The following is a 16,612-nucleotide window of genomic DNA, read 5'->3' as shown; positions in this document are numbered from 1 at the left end:
CACGTGAGCCCGAGCAACAATAATAACGAGGCCTTTACGATGACCGATGCACGTACACCTGCTGCCGAAAACCCTGCTGTAGATCTGACCCGTACCACCGACATCAGCCACAAAGGCTGGAGCAAGCACGACAGCACCTGGATGCTCGGCCTCTATGGCACGGCCATCGGCGCGGGCACCCTGTTCCTGCCGATCAACGCTGGCGTCGGCGGCTTCTGGCCGTTGCTGATCCTGGCGCTGCTGGCCTTCCCGATGACCTTCTTTGCCCACCGCGGCCTGACCCGTTTTGTGCTGTCCGGACGTTCCGGCGACATCACCGAAGTGGTGGAAGAACACTTTGGCGTCGGCGCCGGCAAGCTGATCACCCTGCTGTACTTCTTTGCGATCTTCCCGATCCTGCTGGTCTACAGCGTAGCGCTGACCAACACCCTCGGCTCCTTCATGGAGCACCAGTTGCACATCACCCCGCCACCACGCGCGGTATTGTCGCTGGCGTTGATCCTTGGTCTGATGGCCATTGTGCGCTGCGGCCAGGGCGTGATCGTCAAGGCCATGAGCGTGCTGGTCTACCCGTTCGTCGCGGCCTTGCTGTTGCTGGCGCTCAGCCTGATCCCCAACTGGAACGGCGCATTCTTCGCCTCCGCCAGTGAGGGCATGGCCATGCCGGTGTTCCTCAAGACCCTGTGGCTGGCGATCCCGGTGATGGTATTCTCGTTCAACCACTCGCCGATCATCTCGGCCTTTGCGGTCGATCAGAAACAACGCTATGGCGCCCAGGCCGAGGCGAAGAGCAGCGGCATCCTCGCGGCTGCCCACGGCATGATGGTGGTGACGGTGATGTTCTTCTGCTTCAGTTGCGTGCTGGCGCTGTCGCCCACCGACCTGGCAGCGGCCAAGGCACAGAACATCTCGATCCTGTCGTACCTGGCCAACCACTTCCAGACCCCGGTCATTGCCTACGCCGCGCCACTGATTGCGTTGGTGGCGATCACCAAGTCTTTCCTCGGCCACTACATCGGTGCCAGCGAAGGCTTCCAGGGCTTGATTGTGAAAAGCTTGCGCGGCCGTGGCCGAGTGGTGTCCAACCGTTGGCTGAACCGGGCCACGGCGCTGTTCATGATTCTGAGCTGCTGGGCCGTGGCGACCTTCAACCCAAGCATCCTGGGCATGATCGAAACCCTCGGTGGGCCGGTGATCGCCTGCCTGCTGTTCCTGATGCCGATGTATGCCATTCGACGCGTGCCAGCTCTGCGCCAGTACTCGGGTCAGGCGTCGAACGTGTTCGTGGTATTGGTCGGACTGATCGCACTGTCTGCGATCATCTATTCCGTGATGCCCTGAAATAGCTCAGTCAACCACCCGCCGCAGGTGCTGCCACGCCTGCGCCTGCGGCAGGTGGCATCCCGGCATGTCCTTTGCTTTGTCCTGTGTGCAGCCCACCAGCCGCCGACGGTCTGGAAAAGCGAACCAATCCCGGCCACGGCCGGTCAATGCATGCACGAGCCAATCAAGCGGTGACGCATCATGGACAATCCTTTCCAACTGATTACCGACGCCTTCGCCGAGGATTATCAGATCAACCTGAGCATCCAGGGACTCGACGGCGGCATCATGCTGACCCTGTCCAACGCCGGCCGGGTGGTTGCCAAGCGCATGATCAGCGCCCAGCAACGCAACGATCCGCAGCGCCTGAAACGGCTGGTGCAAAGCATTCAGTTCGGCATTGCCATCGAGCAAGGCCACAGTGCCGTGGCGATCCTCGAAGCCATGACCGACAGTGCCAACCTCGAGTTGCCACCGCCGATCCGCAAGCGCCCGAACGCCCTGTCAGCCCGGCCTTAGAGCTCGCCTTTCTCGACTTCCGGATGTTCCGCCGAACCCGCACCCACCTTGCGCTGCGGGTTTTCGATCTTCACCGACGGGAACTGCGAAGAGGCATAGCGCACCACCAGAATCGCGAACGCCAGCAGCAGGATCCCGCCGCACAAGTAAATGATCCCCACGTCCGGCGGATTGTGGTGCGAGACGTTGGAGATCAGCAGGCGGGTCAATGCGGTGATCGCCACGTAGATCAGAAACCGTACCGGCATGTGGTTGGTCTTGAAGTAAATCCCGACCATCGCCCCCAGTTCCAGGTAGATGAACAACAGCAGAATGTCGTCGATCTTTATGTGGCCCTTCTCGAGCATGCCGAGAAATTCCATCACCGCTGCCCAGGCCGTGACGGCGCCAATGGCGAACAGGGCGAGGTAGTGGAAGGATTCGACGAACAGGTTGCCCAGGGATTCGGCCAGCTCATGCACGTTCTGGCGAAGACGCTCCGCCCAATGGATTTTCACGGTGGTTCTTCCTTAGGTCGATTCGACCGAATAATGCGAGTTGGACGTGACGGTTGTTCTGCATGCAGAAAAAAGGCCAGTGATCATCGATTGAGATGATGGCCGGCGTCGATGAGGCACGTTGCCACTGCCTGACAGCTGACAAACCCCGAAACCGGTCTAGATTAAAAAGCGACTACCCAAAGCGACAATATTCGCTTATCCTTTTTGCTGTATATAAATACAGTGGTCGCAAAAGACAACTATTGTGAAGGCATATGAGGTGGTAAATGGCCGTCGAAGTGGTATACCGCAGCAGCCGAGATCTGGAGCGCTTGTTCATGGATAAAGCCGAAGCTGACCGTCATGACAAAATGCTCGAGCTGGCCGAATTGCTGGCTGAAGTGCTGCAAAAAGCGGTGCCGTCGCTGACCGAGCAGCAAGTAGAAGAGGCCGGCATCTACATGGCGAAGAACCGCGATGTCTTCGCCAAGGCCTTCAAGAGCCAGCCGGACGCCCTGTCCGAGCTGCTCAGTGCGCCGGCGCCGGTTGAACCCGAGGTCGAAGTGGCTGAACCGGCGACTGAAGACGAGCCTGCCGAACCGGTCAAGGCCATCAAGCCGACCAAGACGGTCAAGGCTGCGAAGTAAACGGCAGTTGATATGAAAAGGCCCTGGCTCATTGAGTCAGGGCCTTTTTCATACACAGGGGTTCAACGGTACAGCAGGCGTTCCGCCAACTCGTCGGCCACTCGCGCCGGGGAGCGTTTTTCCGCCTGCGCGTGGGCGAAGACTTCGGTCAGGCGCGAGCCGATTTTCGACAGGTGTCCGGTGATGCTCGACAACTCGTCTCCGCGATGTTTGAGCACCACATAGATCAGCCCGCCGGAATTGATCACATAGTCAGGCGCGTAGAGAATGCCGCGCCCCTCCAGTTGATCAGCCACGCTGAGGTGGGTCAGTTGATTGTTGGCCGAGCCGGCCACTGCGGCACACCGCAGTTGCGCAACACTGTGGCTGTTGAGCACGCCCCCCAGGCCGCAGGGCGCGAGGATGTCGCAAGGCGTGCTGAGCAGCGCTTCGTTGGCAATCGGGTGCGCTCCCAACTGCTCCATCGCCAACTGCACCTTGCCCGGGTCGATGTCACTGACCAGCAACTCCGCTCCGGCGGCATGCAGTTGCTCGGCCAGGGCAAAACCCACATTGCCCAGGCCCTGGATCGCGACCCGCAAGCCCTCGAGATTATCGCTGCCCAGGCGCGCCATCGCGGTGGCGCGAATACCCGTGAACACGCCCATGGCCGAATGCGGCGATGGATCACCCGAGACGGTGGTGCTGGTGACGTGCTGGGTATGCTGGGCAATGCAGTCCATGTCGGCCACCGAAGTGCCGCTGTCGATTGCCGTGATGTAGCGACCGTCGAGTTGCTCGATACAACGGCCAAACGCTTCAAACAATGCGCTGCGACTTTCGACATGGGCCGGGCGCACGATCACCGCCACCCCGCCGCCCTGGGGCAAGCCGGCCAGGGCCGCCTTGTAACTCATGCCTTGCGCCAGGCGCACAGCATCGGTCACGGCGCTTTCATCGTCGGGATAAGCAAGGTAACGACATCCGCCGAGGGCAGGTCCCAGGCGGCTGCAATGAATGGCGATCACCGCCTTCAACCCGGTTGCCGGGTCAACGCTCAAGTGCAGCGATTCAAGGCGGGTGCTTTGCATGAGAGCGAACATCGTAAGGCTCCCGAATCACTTCCAGTAGTCGCCAGTATAGGCGTGCGGCTGAAAATTGCTGAAGCGCACCGGAATAAGCAAAGGCCGCCGCCAACGCTTTGTGACATATCTTCAACGGCGCTGCTTGCGGCACTGGACGAACGCTTGCGACAGGGCTAAAACGAGGCATTCACCGGAGATTTCGATGAAGCCGCGCCAAGCCTTTTTCGCCTGCCTGCAACACTCGCCACCGGCGCTCTTCGAGGCGGCGCTGTGGATTGCTGTCGAGCACGATACCGAGGTCAGGCCAGAGGCCGTGCTCGCACAATTCAAGGAACTTGAGCAGCGTGTCAGCAGTGGCCTGCCGATGTTGCCGGTCAACGAGTTGGGACAGCCGTTGCTGCGTCGGCTCAACGACCTGGGTTATCAACAGGACGAAGCGACACCGTTGCGCCCGCAGGCGGCGCTGCTGAACAAGGTACTGGAACGACGGCGAGGACAGCCGTTGGCCCTGGGTCTGATTACTCTGGAACTGGCGCGGCGCCTGGAAATTCCCATGGTCGGGGTGAATTTCCCCGGCCACTTTCTGCTGCGCGTACCGGGCGCCGACCATCTGCTCGACCCCTGCGGCGGTCGCCGCTTGTATCCTGCTGATTGCCGCGAACTGCTGCATCGCCAGTACGGCGCACAGATGTCACTCAACGCCGAACATCTGCAGACCAGCGAACCGCTGCAGATGCTCCAGCGCCTGTCCCGCAACCTGCGCCAGTTACACCTGGCCAACGACGACTGCATCGGCGCCTTGATCGATGCCGAGCGAGTCCTTGAACTGGGCAATGGCAGCGCCAGCGATTATCTCGCCCGCGCCAGCATTTACCAGCGGCTGGAGTGCCCCAATGCCGAACGCTTCGACCTGGAGCACGCCCTGCTGCTCAGTGACGATCCGATCCAGCGCATACGCCTGACCGAACGCCTGGGCCATTTGCCGCCCAACTCGATCGTCCACTGAGGTTCACGGCGTATCCGGCTGATTGCCCGGATGCGCCTTGACGAACGCCGGATGCTCCGCCGCCAGCGCTGCTACCCGACGAATTCGTGGATAGGCCTGCAGATCGACGTTGAAGCGCTCAGCTGCATAAAGCTGCGGTATCAGGTAGACATCCGCCAGCCCGGGCGCGCTGCCGAAGCAGTAGCCCTCGTCACGAATAAGCTGCTCGACCGCCGCCAGCCCCTGGCTGATCCAGTGCCCGATCCACTGCACCACCTGGGTTTCGTCATGACCCAACTGGCGCAACTGATTGAGCACGCTGACGTTGTGCAGCGGATGGATGTCGCAACCGATCAACGCCGCCACGGCCCGCTCATGGGCACGCTGGGCGAGGTCCTCGGCGAGCAGCGGCACCTGTGGATAACGTTCTTCCAGGTACTCGATGATCGCCGGCGACTGGATCAGCAACTCGCCGTCGTCGGTGCGCAGGGCCGGCACCCGGCCTTGTGGATTGATCTGCAGGTACGCCGGCTGACGGTGTTCGCCGCCGGCCGGAGCAATCAGATTGACTGGCAGTGCCTGGTAATCCAGGCCCTTGAGTGCCAGGGCAATCCGCACCCGAAACGACGAGGTCGAGCGGTAGTAGGTAAAGAGTTCCATGCCCCTGCCCCCTTAGCGTGCCGGCAGAATCTTGCCACGGCACTCGCCGAAGCCGATGGAGGCGAACCCCTCGCGGCTGCAACGGGCGCGCAGGATGATTTCATCGCCATCTTCAAGGAACTTGCGTACTTCGCCGGACGCCAGTTCGATCGGCTTTTTCCCGCCTTCGGTGATTTCCAGCAGGCTGCCGAACTGACCATTCTCGGGGCCGGACAAGGTGCCCGAACCGAACAGATCGCCGGCCTGCAACTGGCAGCCGTTGACGCTGTGGTGCGCGACCATCTGCGCCACGGTCCAGTACATGTGTTGGGTGTTGCTCAGGGTCAGGCGGTGGGCCGGCAGGTTCTGCTCGCGCATGGTTTCGGTGAGCAGCAACACTTCCAGCTCGATGTCGAAGGCACCGGCGGCCTGGTCACGCGTGTCCAACAGGTACGGCAGCGGCTGCGGATCGCCCTGCGGACGCGGCGGTTGTGCACGGCGGAACGGCTCCAGGGCTTCGGCGGTCACGACCCATGGCGAGATGCTGGTGATGAAGCTTTTCGACAGGAACGGACCCAGCGGCTGGTATTCCCAGGCCTGAATGTCACGCGCCGACCAGTCGTTGAGCAGGCAGTAACCGGCAATGTGTTCAGCCGCATCGCCAATGGCGATCGAGTCGCCCATGGCGTTGCCCTGGCCGATCCAGATGCCCAGTTCCAGTTCGTAGTCCAGACGCGCGCAAGGGCCGAAACTTGGCTCGGTCTGGCCGGCCGGCAGGGTCTGGCCTTTCGGGCGACGCACGTCGGTGCCCGACGGGCGAATGGTCGAGGCGCGGCCGTGGTAGCCGATCGGCACATATTTGTAGTTCGGCAGCAGCGGGTTGTCCGGACGGAACAGTTTGCCGACGTTCTGCGCGTGCTCGATGCCGACGTAGAAGTCGGTGTAGTCGTTGATGCGGGCCGGCAGATGCATCTGGCAATTGGCTGCCAACGGCAGCAGTTTCGTGCCCTGGGCTTCGAGCTTGCCGTGCAGGCTGCTGCCTTCGGCCAGCAGTTCCAGCAGACGCTCGCGCAGGGCCACGCGGGCGCTGCGGCCGAGCTCGAAGAAGGCGTTCAACTGGCCGCCACGGGTGGCTTCCACGGCAGTGCGGGCCGCGCCTTCAAACAGGCCGGCCGCCAGCGCCGCCTCGAGGTCGAAGATGTGCTCGCCAATCGCTACGCCGCTACGCGGGGCCGAACCCTGGGTGCTGAACACGCCCAGCGGCAGGTTCTGCAGGGGGAAATCGGCGTGGCCGTTGGCGGAGGCAACCCAGCTACGAGTGGGGGTGATCTGGGTCATGGGTTATCTCCGATTCGGGTTGAAAGTGGCGGGCAGCGAAGCCCAGCAAGCGTCATAAGTGTTTTGCAATTGCGGGCAGTCCAGGGCGAAGCGCGTTGGGCGCAGCACCTGGCTGGTCTCGAACATGAAGGCCATGGTGTTATCGATCTTGGCCGGTGCCAGCTCGGCGTTGATCGCCTTGGTGCAGGTCTCGCCATCCGGACCATGGGCGCTCATGCAGCTGTGCAGCGAGGCGCCGCCGGGCAGGAAGCCTTCGGCCTTGGCGTCGTATTCGCCACGGATCAAGCCCATGAATTCATTCATCAGGTTGCGGTGGAACCACGGTGGACGGAAGGTGTTCTCGGCCACCATCCAGCGCGGCGGGAAGATCACGAAGTCGAGGTTGGCCAGGCCATGCACGCTGGTCGGCGAGGTCAGCACGGTGAAGATCGATGGATCCGGGTGATCGAAGCTGACGGTGCCGATGGTGTTGAAGCGACGCAGGTCATATTTGTACGGCACGTTGTTGCCGTGCCAGGCGACCACGTTCAGCGGCGAATGGTCCAGCTCGCAGGCCCACAATTCACCGAGGAATTTCTGCACCAGGGTGGTCGGTTGCTGCAGGTTTTCGTAGTGCGCAACTGGAGTCAGGAAGTCCCGCGGATTGGCCAGGCCGTTACTGCCAATCGGCCCCAGGTCCGGCAGGCGCAGTGGCGCGCCATGGTTTTCCGCGAGGTAGCCACGGGCCTGCGGGTCGAGCAATTCGATGCGGAATTTCAAGCCTCGGGGCAGCACGGCGATTTCCAGCGGCTCCAGCTCCAGAACCCCCAGTTCAGTGGCGATACGCAGGCGCCCCAGTTGCGGCACCAGCAACCACTCGCCATCGGCGTTGAAGAACACGCGCTCCATCGAGCGGTTGGCAGCGTAGTGATAAATGCTGATCCCGGACGGTTTTTCCGCGCCCGAGTTGGCCGCCATGCTCACTAGGCCATCGATGAAATCGGTCGGCTCGCCAGGGATATCCAACGGGTTCCAGCGCAGGCGATTGGGCGTGACTTCGCCCAGCGGGCCACCGCCCAACTGACGCTCCAGCTTGACGAACGCCGGGTGGTTGGCCGACGGCTGGATGCGGTACATCCAGGTGCGCCGTGCTTCGCTGCGGACCATGGTGAACGCGGTGCCAGAGAACAGCTCGGTGTACAGACCGTATGGGGCTTTCTGCGGCGAGTTCTGGCCGACCGGCAATGCACCGGGCAAGGCCTCGCTGCTGAATTCGTTGCCGAAGCCTGACTGATAGGCCAGCGCTGGCGTCGTTGAATCGGGGTTCATGGAGCCTCCTGAACAGGGAGAGGACCGTGGCCTTCGCGCCCACTGATCAGGGTTTCGGCACGTCCCGGTTATTTTTGTCGTAATCCAATTACGCATAACGTAATTTGATTGGTATTGACCGTCAAGCTATAAAGACGCCCATTCATCTGCAGACATGACCGAACCATGGAAAAGCCGCGCCCTACCGCCGACAGCACCGGCAAACAGAAAGTCCGCTCGGCCGAGGTCGGCACCGACATCCTCAAGGCGCTTGCCGAGTTGTCACCGTCGACCTCGCTGTCGCGCCTGGCCGAACATGTGCAGATGCCCGCGAGCAAGGTCCACCGCTACCTGCAGGCGCTGATTGCCAGCGGCTTTGCCGAGCAGAACGCGGCGACCAACCACTACGGCCTCGGTCGTGAGGCGTTGCGCGTCGGCCTGGCTGCGCTGAACAGCATGGACGTGCTGAAAGTCGCCACCCTGCCCCTCTCGGAGTTGCGCGACGAACTGAATGAAACCTGCTTCCTTGCGGTCTGGGGCAATCAGGGCGCCACCGTGGTGCACATCGAACCGGCGGTGCGCGCCGTGACGGTGGTCACTCAGTTGGGCTCGGTGCTGCCACTGCTCAGCTCATCCACCGGACTGGTGTTCGGCGCCTACCTGCCGCATCGCGAAACCGACGAACTGCGGGAACAGGAAGTCGCCGCTTCAGCGCCCCATCCATTGGCCAGTGCACAGGCTTACGCGAGCCTGTGTGAACAGATTCGTGAACGCGGCCTGCACCATGTGCATGGTTTGCTGATGCCCGGCGTGGATGCGCTGTCGGCGCCGGTGTTCAACGCCGTCGGACAGATCGCTGCAGTGCTGACCATCGTCGGCCCGGCCTCGTTGTTTCACGCCGACGAAAACGGTCCGGCAGCCCGGCGCCTGCTGGCGGCGGCCCGGGCAGTGAGCTGGCGCATGGGCCACGACGGCATCGCCAGCCAGGGCTGATCTCAGGCGAAGAACCCGAGCGCCTTGGCCTTGGCCACCGCCTGGGTACGCCGCTCCACCGCGAGCTTGCCGTTGATGCGCCGGGCGTGGGTCTTGACGGTATGCAGGGAAATGAACAAGTGCTCGGCGATCTGCAGATTGGAGTTGCCCTGGGCAATCAACTGCAGCACCTCCATCTCGCGCTGACTCAGCGGGTTGTCGCCGCGACAGGCCTGGTTCGATGCCGGCACCGGCTGAACGGCCGCGAATAAACCCGGCACTTGCCGCTGCAAGGCGTTCAGCGGTTGCTGCAGGTGACAGCGCTCGGCCAGTTGTCGAGCCTCCTGCAACGCTTGCCGTGCATCAAGTGGACGCTCCAGCAGCCATGTCACCTGCGCGATGATCAGCAGCAATTCCACCTCCAGCCCGAGCATTGCCGATTGCCGGGCTTCTTGCAGCAGCGTCTGAAGCTGGGCCAGAGGTTGGCTCGCCTGCTTGAGCTGCACCTCGGCCAACACCCGCAGATAGCGCAGGCGCGGGATCAGTTCGAGAGTCGCCGGCGGGGCTTGCCGGGCCTGTGCCCCGTGGAAGTGACGCAGCACTCGGGTCAGCGCCTCGAGGGCCAGTTCGGCACGCCCTTGCTGCAGCCAGAAGTCGCTGCTGACCTGCAACAGGACGCCACGGTAGACCGTTTCGGGAATATGCCGGCGCTGCATCATCCGCTCGGCATCACGCAGGTAAACGAAAGCCTCGGCGAAATCGCTGCGATTGGCCGCAACTTCTGCCAGCCCCAGATAGCCGTACAGCACCCGCTTGTCATGGCTGCGCAGACACTCTTGCAGTCCCGCCTCGAAAAACTCGGTGGCCTCGTCGTCCTGCCCCAGACTCAAGGCCAACCGGCCGCGGCGCAGGGCGATCCGTCCCAGCAGCGGCGTCGCTGAACCGGCCTGGCGGGCCAGCAACTGCTGGATCCCATCCAGCAGGTTTTGCGCTCGATGGGGGGCACCACGCTGCTCGAGGATTTGCGCGTGGTCGAGCTCCAGCAGCCCTTCGAACAACAACGCCCCCTGGGCGCGCGCCAGGCACAGTGCATCCCGGTTCAAGCCTTGGGCAACCTCCAGTTCGCCGCACAGCAAGGCTTGTTGAGTCAGCCCCGACAAACACAGCAAGCGCGCCGGCCAGGCGTGAGTCGGCAACGCCTCCAGCGCCTCGATGAAGTGCTCACGCGCCGGCGCCATCCGCCCTTGCAGGTGCAGCAGCCAACCCTGTTGCGCCTGCCAGCGTGCAACCAGTTCGCGCTGGGTATCAGCCGTGGGTTGCGGGGAAAATCGGGCCATGTGCTCGATGCACGCCGCGGCTTCCTCGAAGCGTCCGGCAAACAACAAGGCGGCGGTCACCAGGCCGATCAGGTGGGCACTGCACAGCAACAGATCGGCGCCCTGCTGTTCGTACAGATGCAACAGCAGGACAGCGTTGCGCTGCTCGAATAGCTGCTCGAAGCCGAAATGCTGCAGCAGACTGATCGCCATCTCGAACGCTTCGGCCTGCAGCGCCTGGTCGAACGCTGCCTGCCAATCCTGCTGGGCGACGAACCACTGGCAAGCCCGTCGATGCCAGGAGCGTCCGGCTTCCCAACCATCGTCGCGGACCAGTTGCGCCAGTGGCGGGAATACTTGCAACCAGTCATCCGATTGCTCCCAGGGTTCGATGAAACACCCCCGTTCCTGCAAGGCGCGCAGCCATTGCCCGCCCTCGCCCGCGCCGAACAAGTGCTCGCACAGGCCCAGGTTGAATCGCGGCAGGTGCGCCAGCACGCGCCAGGCCTGGGCCAGTTCCGGCGACAGACTGCTGAACAATTCATGGTGCAGATAATCGAGCATGATTGCCGAGCGACCGCTCTTCAGTTCATCGGCACTGCGGCCATTGCTGTCCTGCAAGGCCACCCTGACGCACGCGCACCAGCCACCGCTGCGCTGGAAGATCCGCTCGCAGGCATTGGCACACAGGTCATGGGGCAGTTGCGCGATCAACTGCTGGATCTCGCCACGATTGAAGGCCAGCTCGCTCGCCGCCCCCTCGTACAAGTCGTCGTCGAGCAACAGGCGGGGCCAATTGCAGTGTGGTCGCCGCCGACCAGCCAGCCACCAGGTGAGCGCCGGGCTGCTGGCGCTCAACAGGCGATCGAGCAAGGCGTCCAGTTCAGGTGCCGGAACTCGGCAGTAGTCGTCGATAAACAACCAGGCCGGGGTCGTCAGCTGCGCCAGGCTGGCCAGCAACTGTACTTCGTCCTGTGCCTCCAGCCCCAGCGTCTGGGCCAGCGCGCTACACAATTGCTCCGGACTTTGCGCCATGCCGTGCAGCGCCAGCCAGTGCACCGTGCACCCTGCGGGAGCTTGCGCCAGGCACTCGGCGAACAGCGCGCTCTTGCCGCTGCCTGCCGGGGCACAGAGTAATTTCACCCGCGCCGACGAGTTCAGCAGCGGCTGCGCCAGGCGCGCGCGATTGACGTGCAAGGCCGACAAACGTGGCACCGATCCCGGGCGATCCAGACAGCGTGTCATGGCAGTCATTGCAGCGGACCTTTTTATAGTTGTGCCGCCACCCTAGCCCTCAACGGTGGCCTTGTTGAGAAAGATTCAGCAGGCTGATCGAGTGCCATAAAAAATGGCGACCGGTGGGTCGCCATTTGTCCTGCCAGCCACGTGAGCGATGCCACTGTTGAATCTGTGGGAGCAGCCCGGGCGGCGCTCCCACAGGGGTTTAAAGCTAGCCACAAATATCCCGGCCTGAACCGGGAACACGAGGCTTAACGCACCCCCTCCGCCCGCAGCGCCGCCGGCGTGTAATCCGCAGCCCTGGCCTCGAAGCCGTATATGAAACTGCGCTTCTCTTCGTTTTTCATCCCTAGGGCGATGTAGCGGCCGGCAATGATGTCGTACAGCGCTTCCAGGGTGTAGGCCGGGTTCTGGTGGTCGTAGTAGAACTGCGCGTGACCTTCGGCGACGCGCCACAGTTGCCCGCGCCCGTCGTAGTGATCGGCCAGCGCCACTTGCCAGCTGTCCTCGTCGAGGTACATGTGCCGCTTGGCATAGATGTGCCGCTCGCTCGGCTTGACCGTGCCAATCACTTCCCAGACCCGGTGCAGTTCATAGCGGGTCAGGTCCTGGTTGATGTGCCCGGCCTTGACCACGTCGTCGTACTTCAGGCTCGGCGAATCGAGCTTGTAGCTGTTGTACGGGATGTACATTTCCTTCTTGCCGATCAGCTTCCAGTCATAGCGATCCGGCGCACCGGAAAACATGTCGAAGTTGTCTGAGGTGCGCAGTCCGTCCGCCGCCGTGCCCGGCCCGTCATAGGCCACTTGTGGCGCGCGACGCACCCGGCGTTGGCCGGCGTTGTAGATCCAGGCCAGGCGCGGTTCCTTGACCTGGTCAAGGGTCTCATGGACCAGCAGCACATTACCGGCCAGGCGCGCCGGGGCGGTCACCGACTGCTTGAAGAAGGTCAGTACGTTGGCGGCTTTTTCCGGATCCAGGTCCTTGATCAGTTGCGGCACGGCGATTTCTTCTTCGAAGCGGATCGGCGTGTAGGCGCCGTTAGTCTGCGGGGTCACCTGGGTGATGATGCGTTTGAGGTTGCCGCCGTGATAACGGGTGATGTGGTTCCACAACACCTCGACGCCGTTCTTCGGAATCGGGAAGGCGTAGTAGCGATTGCCGGTGAAGTTGGCCAGGCCGTTACCGTCGTTGATGCTGGTTACATTCAGCGCGCTGCGCTTGGCCGACTCGTAGATTTCCGGCGGCAGCGCCACACTGCGGTGAGTCGGGTAGACCGGGATTTTGTAGGTCTCGGGGTAGCGCTTGAACATCGCCACCTGGCCCTCGGAAAGCTTGTCCTTGTATTGGTTGACGTTGGCCGCGGTGATGGTAAACAGGGGTTTCTCGCTGGCGAACGGATCAGCGAGGAAGCCCTTGCTGTCCACCGCCCCGGCATTTTTCGGCAGACCACCCGTCCAGGCCGGGATCGAGCCGTCAGCGTTGCCGGCCTTTTCCGCACCCAGTGGGGTCAGGCTGGTGCCGAGCTTGTTGGCTTCTTCCGGCGACACTGCCGCCATCACGTTGGCCGCCAGCAGGGTCAAGGCCAGGGCACCGCATTGCAGAATCATCTTGCGCATAAGGTCATCCTTTTCAGCCAGATCAGAAGTTCACGCCGAAGCTCAGGGCCAGGAAATCGCGGTCTTCAAGGGTGTTGTAGTCGCCACCAAAAAAGTCGGTGTAGCTGAGGCTCGCGGTGTAGGTGTTGCGGTAGTCGGCATCGACGCCGACGCTGACCGCCTTGGTGCCTTCGTTGAACAAACCGTTGGGGCCATAACCGGCGACGTCGTGGGACCAGGACAGGTTGGGCTTGAGGTTGATCCCGCCGATCACGTTGGCGTAATCGAGGATCGCCCGGGCGCGGTAGCCCCAGGAGGTGGAAGTCACGAAGCCATCGGTGTCGCCACCAAAACCGTACTGGCCGTAAACCGAGTCACGCCCGTAACGCAGTTTGCTGCGCGACTCCAGACCACCGACCCGCACCACCGCCGCCTCACCCACCAGGGTCAGGCGCTGGGCACCCATGACCTGGTCGAAAAAGTGCGTCAGAGTGCTTTGCACCTGGGTCACTTCCTTGCGGCGGTAGCCCTTGTTGTCGGCTCCTGGCGTGGTGCTGATCGGCGACAAGGCGCCGCCGGCAATCGGGTTGAGCAGGGCCAGAGTCAAGTCATTGGTGCTGACCTGAACCGGGGCATTGGGCCGGTAGCTGATTTCACCGGTCCAGGCGGTGCCGGTGGGCAAGGTGGTGGAGAAGCTCGCGCCATACAGGCGAATGTCCTCCGGGTAGTCGAGGTAGTACTGGCCGCGACCGAGCATCACGCTCTGCGCCAGCGCCGAGCCGGTGCCGGGGGCAATCGCGTTGGCCGTACCGACGATGCCAGGCAACGCCGAGAGCGTCGACAGCCCTGCGGTGACCGTGCCGACCGTGGGCGTACGACTGTGGTAATTCATGAAGTACAGGCCGTACTCGGTGTCATCGCCAAGCCAGCGCAACGCGGTGCCCCACTGCCCCGAATCGCGCGCGTCACGGTCGCCACCACGGGGTACCACCACGCCTTCCGAGGTCACTTCGAAACCCTGGCCAAAGGCTGCGGCAATCGGCTGCAGCGGACGGATCGCCGGGCTGGCGACCGTGTAATTGTTGACGCAGCCGTCGGCGACCACGTCGTTGCCGAAGAAGGTCCCACAGTTATCCACAACGGTCTGGTCCCACTCCAACTGATAGAAGCCCTCGACCGTCAAGCGGTCAGTCAGGCTCTGGGTGGCGAACAGCATGTTGACCGGAATCAGGCCTTCCTTGATCTCGGAGCCCGGACGGCGGAACGCGGACACGTCTATCGGGTTGATGCTGTTGATCGAGTTGCCGATGAAGGTACTTTCCCCCCAACTGACCACTTGCTTGCCGGCGCGCACGGTGCCTGGCAGGTCGGCAATCGAGTAGTTGTGATAAACGAACGCGTCGAGGATCTGCCCACCGGAAGATTTCGCGCCTTCCTTGCGATTGTGGTCGCTGATGTCTTTGAATGGCCGGCTCTCGTCCTTGAGTTCGAAGTCGTACCAGTATTTGCCGCGGACAAATACACCGCTGTCGCCGTACTTCAGTTGCAGGTCATGGACCCCCTTGAAGATCTTCGAAAAAGTTTCACCCTTGCTGAAGTTCAGGCGGCCGTCGTCACCCGTCGATGACTGCCCGGAGCCGCCGTTGACCGTGCCCACCAGCGCGTTGTCGGCGTCGCGCATGCCCCAGCTCGCGCCGATCGACAACGAGGAGTCGAACGTGCCCTCGATTTCCCCCAGATTGAAATCAACCGCCTGCGCCTGGGCACAGCAGCCCAAGGCCACCGCCACGGCAAGCGCGTGCGGCGTGAAGATGGCGCGCATTGTTGTTTTTGTCATGCGTCTTCCCCGGTGAGTGACTGAAGGCCACACCCTACTGCCGCCCATCAGGGTCGATAAGCGCACCAAGGAGGTATTCGCGGTGTCGCTCCAAAGAGTGAATGCCCTTAGCTGGCGGGGCTTTGCGCCGGGTATGGATTGGCTGGATGGAGGGGCATCAATCAAACCGATGATCCGGCCGACTGTTGCCGATGACGTAACAGTGCATGTCGCGAATCGCTATTTTTCCTTTGGCGATAAGGACTTAAGCTTTATTGGTGGTCGCGGCAAGTTGCCCCGCCAGCCGATTTCGATGGGTTGCACGCTGATTGTTCAATTCGTCTCCCGCTGTTCACTGACGTTGATTTGTAGCTCCTTGATCCAACGTCTTACTTTGGCCGCTGCCTGTGCAGCGGCCTTTTTTATGGAAAAATTTACTCAGTTACGCGGCGATGTTGTCCTACATAACTTGCAGAAAGACACGACAACTCAATCCTGACCGGGTTGCTACCTTCCGATAGTTGGTGACGTGCCACTCACCACTCAACTAACGAAAGGGAATTCAACCATGTTCGCAATCAACGCTCAGTATCGTGCCAAGGCCGTCAATCAACGTATCCGCTTCCTGGTCTTCCATTACACCGCCGCCAACTTTTCCAGTTCGATCATCGCCCTCACCGGCCCTGCCGTCAGCGCTCACTATCTGATTCCGGACACCGGAGACGATAGCTATCGGCAAGCCGGATTTCGTGACCTGGAAATTTTCAAACTGGCTGATGAACAACAACGCACCTGGCATGCCGGCGTCAGCCAGTGGGCTGGACGCAGTAATCTCAACGACACGTCCATTGGTATCGAGATCGTCAATGTGGCCATCGACAATGGCGGCCAATTTACCTTCCCGCGCTATGAACCCAATCAGATCGCCGCCATCGAGCAACTGGCGAAGGACATTCTCAAACGCTACCCGGACATCGGCCCACGCAACGTCGTCGGCCACTCGGACATTTCCATCGGGCGTAAAAGTGACCCCGGCGCCGCCTTCCCCTGGCATGCGCTGTACCTCAAGGGCATCGGTGCCTGGTTCGACGACGCCTGCCGCGACCGCTACCTGGCGCAATACCGGCAATCCGGCTTGCCGGATCGAGCGACTTTGCTCAAGCGCTTCAAGGACTATGGCTATGACACGTCAGGGGCGACTACCGAGGCTGGGTTCAAACAGTTGGTGCGCGGGTTTCAATTGCACTTTCGCGCGGAGAAATATGACGGGGTAATGGATGCGGAAACGGCGGCGCGTCTGGAGGCGTTGGTGAGCAAATACGTGAGTTGAGCACGACGCACTATTTGCCGCAAAAAAAACAAACTTAATCACTGCAAACTCAGTGATTAA

14 protein-coding genes and 1 pseudogene are annotated in these 16,612 nt (G+C 62.0%); 7 read left to right on the top strand and 8 right to left on the bottom strand.

The annotated features are described in order from the left end of the window. The first annotated feature begins 39 nt into the window (after positions 1 to 39). Both NR126_RS07925 and NR126_RS07920 read left to right on the top strand, forming a co-directional pair. The gene (locus tag NR126_RS07925; protein WP_027618582.1) at positions 40 to 1,341 is read left to right on the top strand and encodes a serine/threonine transporter; all 1,302 of its coding nucleotides are present in this window, start codon (positions 40 to 42) and stop codon (positions 1,339 to 1,341) included. 183 nt (positions 1,342 to 1,524) lie between these two features. Beyond that, positions 1,525 to 1,842, top strand: a complete 318-nt coding sequence (locus NR126_RS07920; protein ID WP_256829982.1) for a DUF3509 domain-containing protein — start codon at positions 1,525 to 1,527, stop codon at positions 1,840 to 1,842. On the opposite strand, the gene NR126_RS07915 is transcribed toward NR126_RS07920, so the two are convergent. Continuing rightward, positions 1,839 to 2,339, bottom strand: coding sequence for a phosphate-starvation-inducible protein PsiE (locus tag NR126_RS07915; protein ID WP_027618580.1), 501 nt, complete (start codon positions 2,337 to 2,339; stop codon positions 1,839 to 1,841). The genes NR126_RS07920 and NR126_RS07915 overlap by 4 nt on opposite strands. A 269-nt stretch (positions 2,340 to 2,608) precedes the next feature. Here NR126_RS07915 and NR126_RS07910 point away from each other — a divergent pair. Then, positions 2,609 to 2,872 (top strand): annotated as a pseudogene (locus NR126_RS07910) (YebG family protein); the annotation flags it as partial. Between the two features lie 158 nt (positions 2,873 to 3,030). Here the strand turns inward: NR126_RS07910 and NR126_RS07905 are convergent. After that, positions 3,031 to 4,050 carry a Glu/Leu/Phe/Val dehydrogenase dimerization domain-containing protein gene (locus tag NR126_RS07905; RefSeq protein ID WP_027618578.1) on the bottom strand — a complete coding sequence of 340 codons (1,020 nt, stop codon included), beginning with the start codon at positions 4,048 to 4,050 and terminating at the stop codon, positions 3,031 to 3,033. Between the two features lie 184 nt (positions 4,051 to 4,234). Between NR126_RS07905 and NR126_RS07900 the strand changes: the two genes are divergently transcribed. Continuing rightward, complete coding sequence (locus NR126_RS07900; protein ID WP_027618577.1) at positions 4,235 to 5,038, top strand: SirB1 family protein; 804 nt, start codon at positions 4,235 to 4,237, stop codon at positions 5,036 to 5,038. A 3-nt stretch (positions 5,039 to 5,041) separates the two neighbouring features. Here NR126_RS07900 and maiA read toward each other — a convergent pair whose 3' ends face one another. Genes maiA through hmgA form a run of 3 tightly spaced genes read right to left on the bottom strand, consistent with a single transcriptional unit; the run spans position 5,042 to position 8,302 of the window. Continuing rightward, positions 5,042 to 5,677, bottom strand: coding sequence for a maleylacetoacetate isomerase (maiA, locus tag NR126_RS07895; RefSeq protein ID WP_027618576.1), 636 nt, complete (start codon positions 5,675 to 5,677; stop codon positions 5,042 to 5,044). Positions 5,678 to 5,689: 12 nt separating this feature from the next. After that, on the bottom strand, positions 5,690 to 6,994 hold the full coding sequence (fahA, locus tag NR126_RS07890; RefSeq protein ID WP_256829981.1) for a fumarylacetoacetase: 1,305 nt from the start codon (positions 6,992 to 6,994) through the stop codon (positions 5,690 to 5,692). 3 nt (positions 6,995 to 6,997) lie between these two features. Continuing rightward, a complete protein-coding gene (gene hmgA / locus NR126_RS07885; RefSeq protein ID WP_027618574.1) occupies positions 6,998 to 8,302 on the bottom strand; it encodes a homogentisate 1,2-dioxygenase in 1,305 nt (434 codons plus the stop codon). Between the two features lie 165 nt (positions 8,303 to 8,467). Here hmgA and NR126_RS07880 point away from each other — a divergent pair, with 165 nt between their 5' ends. Beyond that, the gene (locus tag NR126_RS07880) at positions 8,468 to 9,274 is read left to right on the top strand and encodes an IclR family transcriptional regulator (protein ID WP_027618573.1); all 807 of its coding nucleotides are present in this window, start codon (positions 8,468 to 8,470) and stop codon (positions 9,272 to 9,274) included. A gap of 2 nt (positions 9,275 to 9,276) precedes the next feature. Here NR126_RS07880 and NR126_RS07875 read toward each other — a convergent pair whose 3' ends face one another. The 3 genes from NR126_RS07875 to NR126_RS07865 all read right to left on the bottom strand — a co-directional run bounded on the left by NR126_RS07875 (position 9,277) and on the right by NR126_RS07865 (position 15,243). Then, positions 9,277 to 11,823 carry a LuxR C-terminal-related transcriptional regulator gene (locus tag NR126_RS07875; RefSeq protein WP_256829980.1) on the bottom strand — a complete coding sequence of 849 codons (2,547 nt, stop codon included), beginning with the start codon at positions 11,821 to 11,823 and terminating at the stop codon, positions 9,277 to 9,279. A 236-nt stretch (positions 11,824 to 12,059) separates the two neighbouring features. Continuing rightward, positions 12,060 to 13,427: a DUF1329 domain-containing protein gene (locus NR126_RS07870; protein WP_105755086.1), complete on the bottom strand. Its 1,368-nt coding sequence runs from the start codon at positions 13,425 to 13,427 to the stop codon at positions 12,060 to 12,062. 22 nt (positions 13,428 to 13,449) lie between these two features. Next, positions 13,450 to 15,243 (bottom strand): DUF1302 domain-containing protein, encoded by a 1,794-nt coding sequence (locus tag NR126_RS07865; protein WP_256829979.1) that lies wholly within the window; start codon positions 15,241 to 15,243, stop codon positions 13,450 to 13,452. Positions 15,244 to 15,325: 82 nt separating this feature from the next. Between NR126_RS07865 and NR126_RS07860 the strand changes: the two genes are divergently transcribed. Next, positions 15,326 to 15,721, top strand: coding sequence for a hypothetical protein (locus NR126_RS07860; RefSeq protein ID WP_033866149.1), 396 nt, complete (start codon positions 15,326 to 15,328; stop codon positions 15,719 to 15,721). A 69-nt stretch (positions 15,722 to 15,790) separates the two neighbouring features. After that, on the top strand, positions 15,791 to 16,552 hold the full coding sequence (locus NR126_RS07855) for an N-acetylmuramoyl-L-alanine amidase (RefSeq protein ID WP_027618568.1): 762 nt from the start codon (positions 15,791 to 15,793) through the stop codon (positions 16,550 to 16,552). The last annotated feature ends 60 nt before the right edge of the window (positions 16,553 to 16,612 follow it).

It is taken from the genome of Pseudomonas sp. Pse1, from assembly GCF_024519635.1.
In the GTDB taxonomy this organism is placed as follows: domain Bacteria; phylum Pseudomonadota; class Gammaproteobacteria; order Pseudomonadales; family Pseudomonadaceae; genus Aquipseudomonas.
The sequence above is the reverse complement of the archived record's forward strand: the minus strand, read 5'-3'. Positions and strand labels throughout refer to the sequence as shown.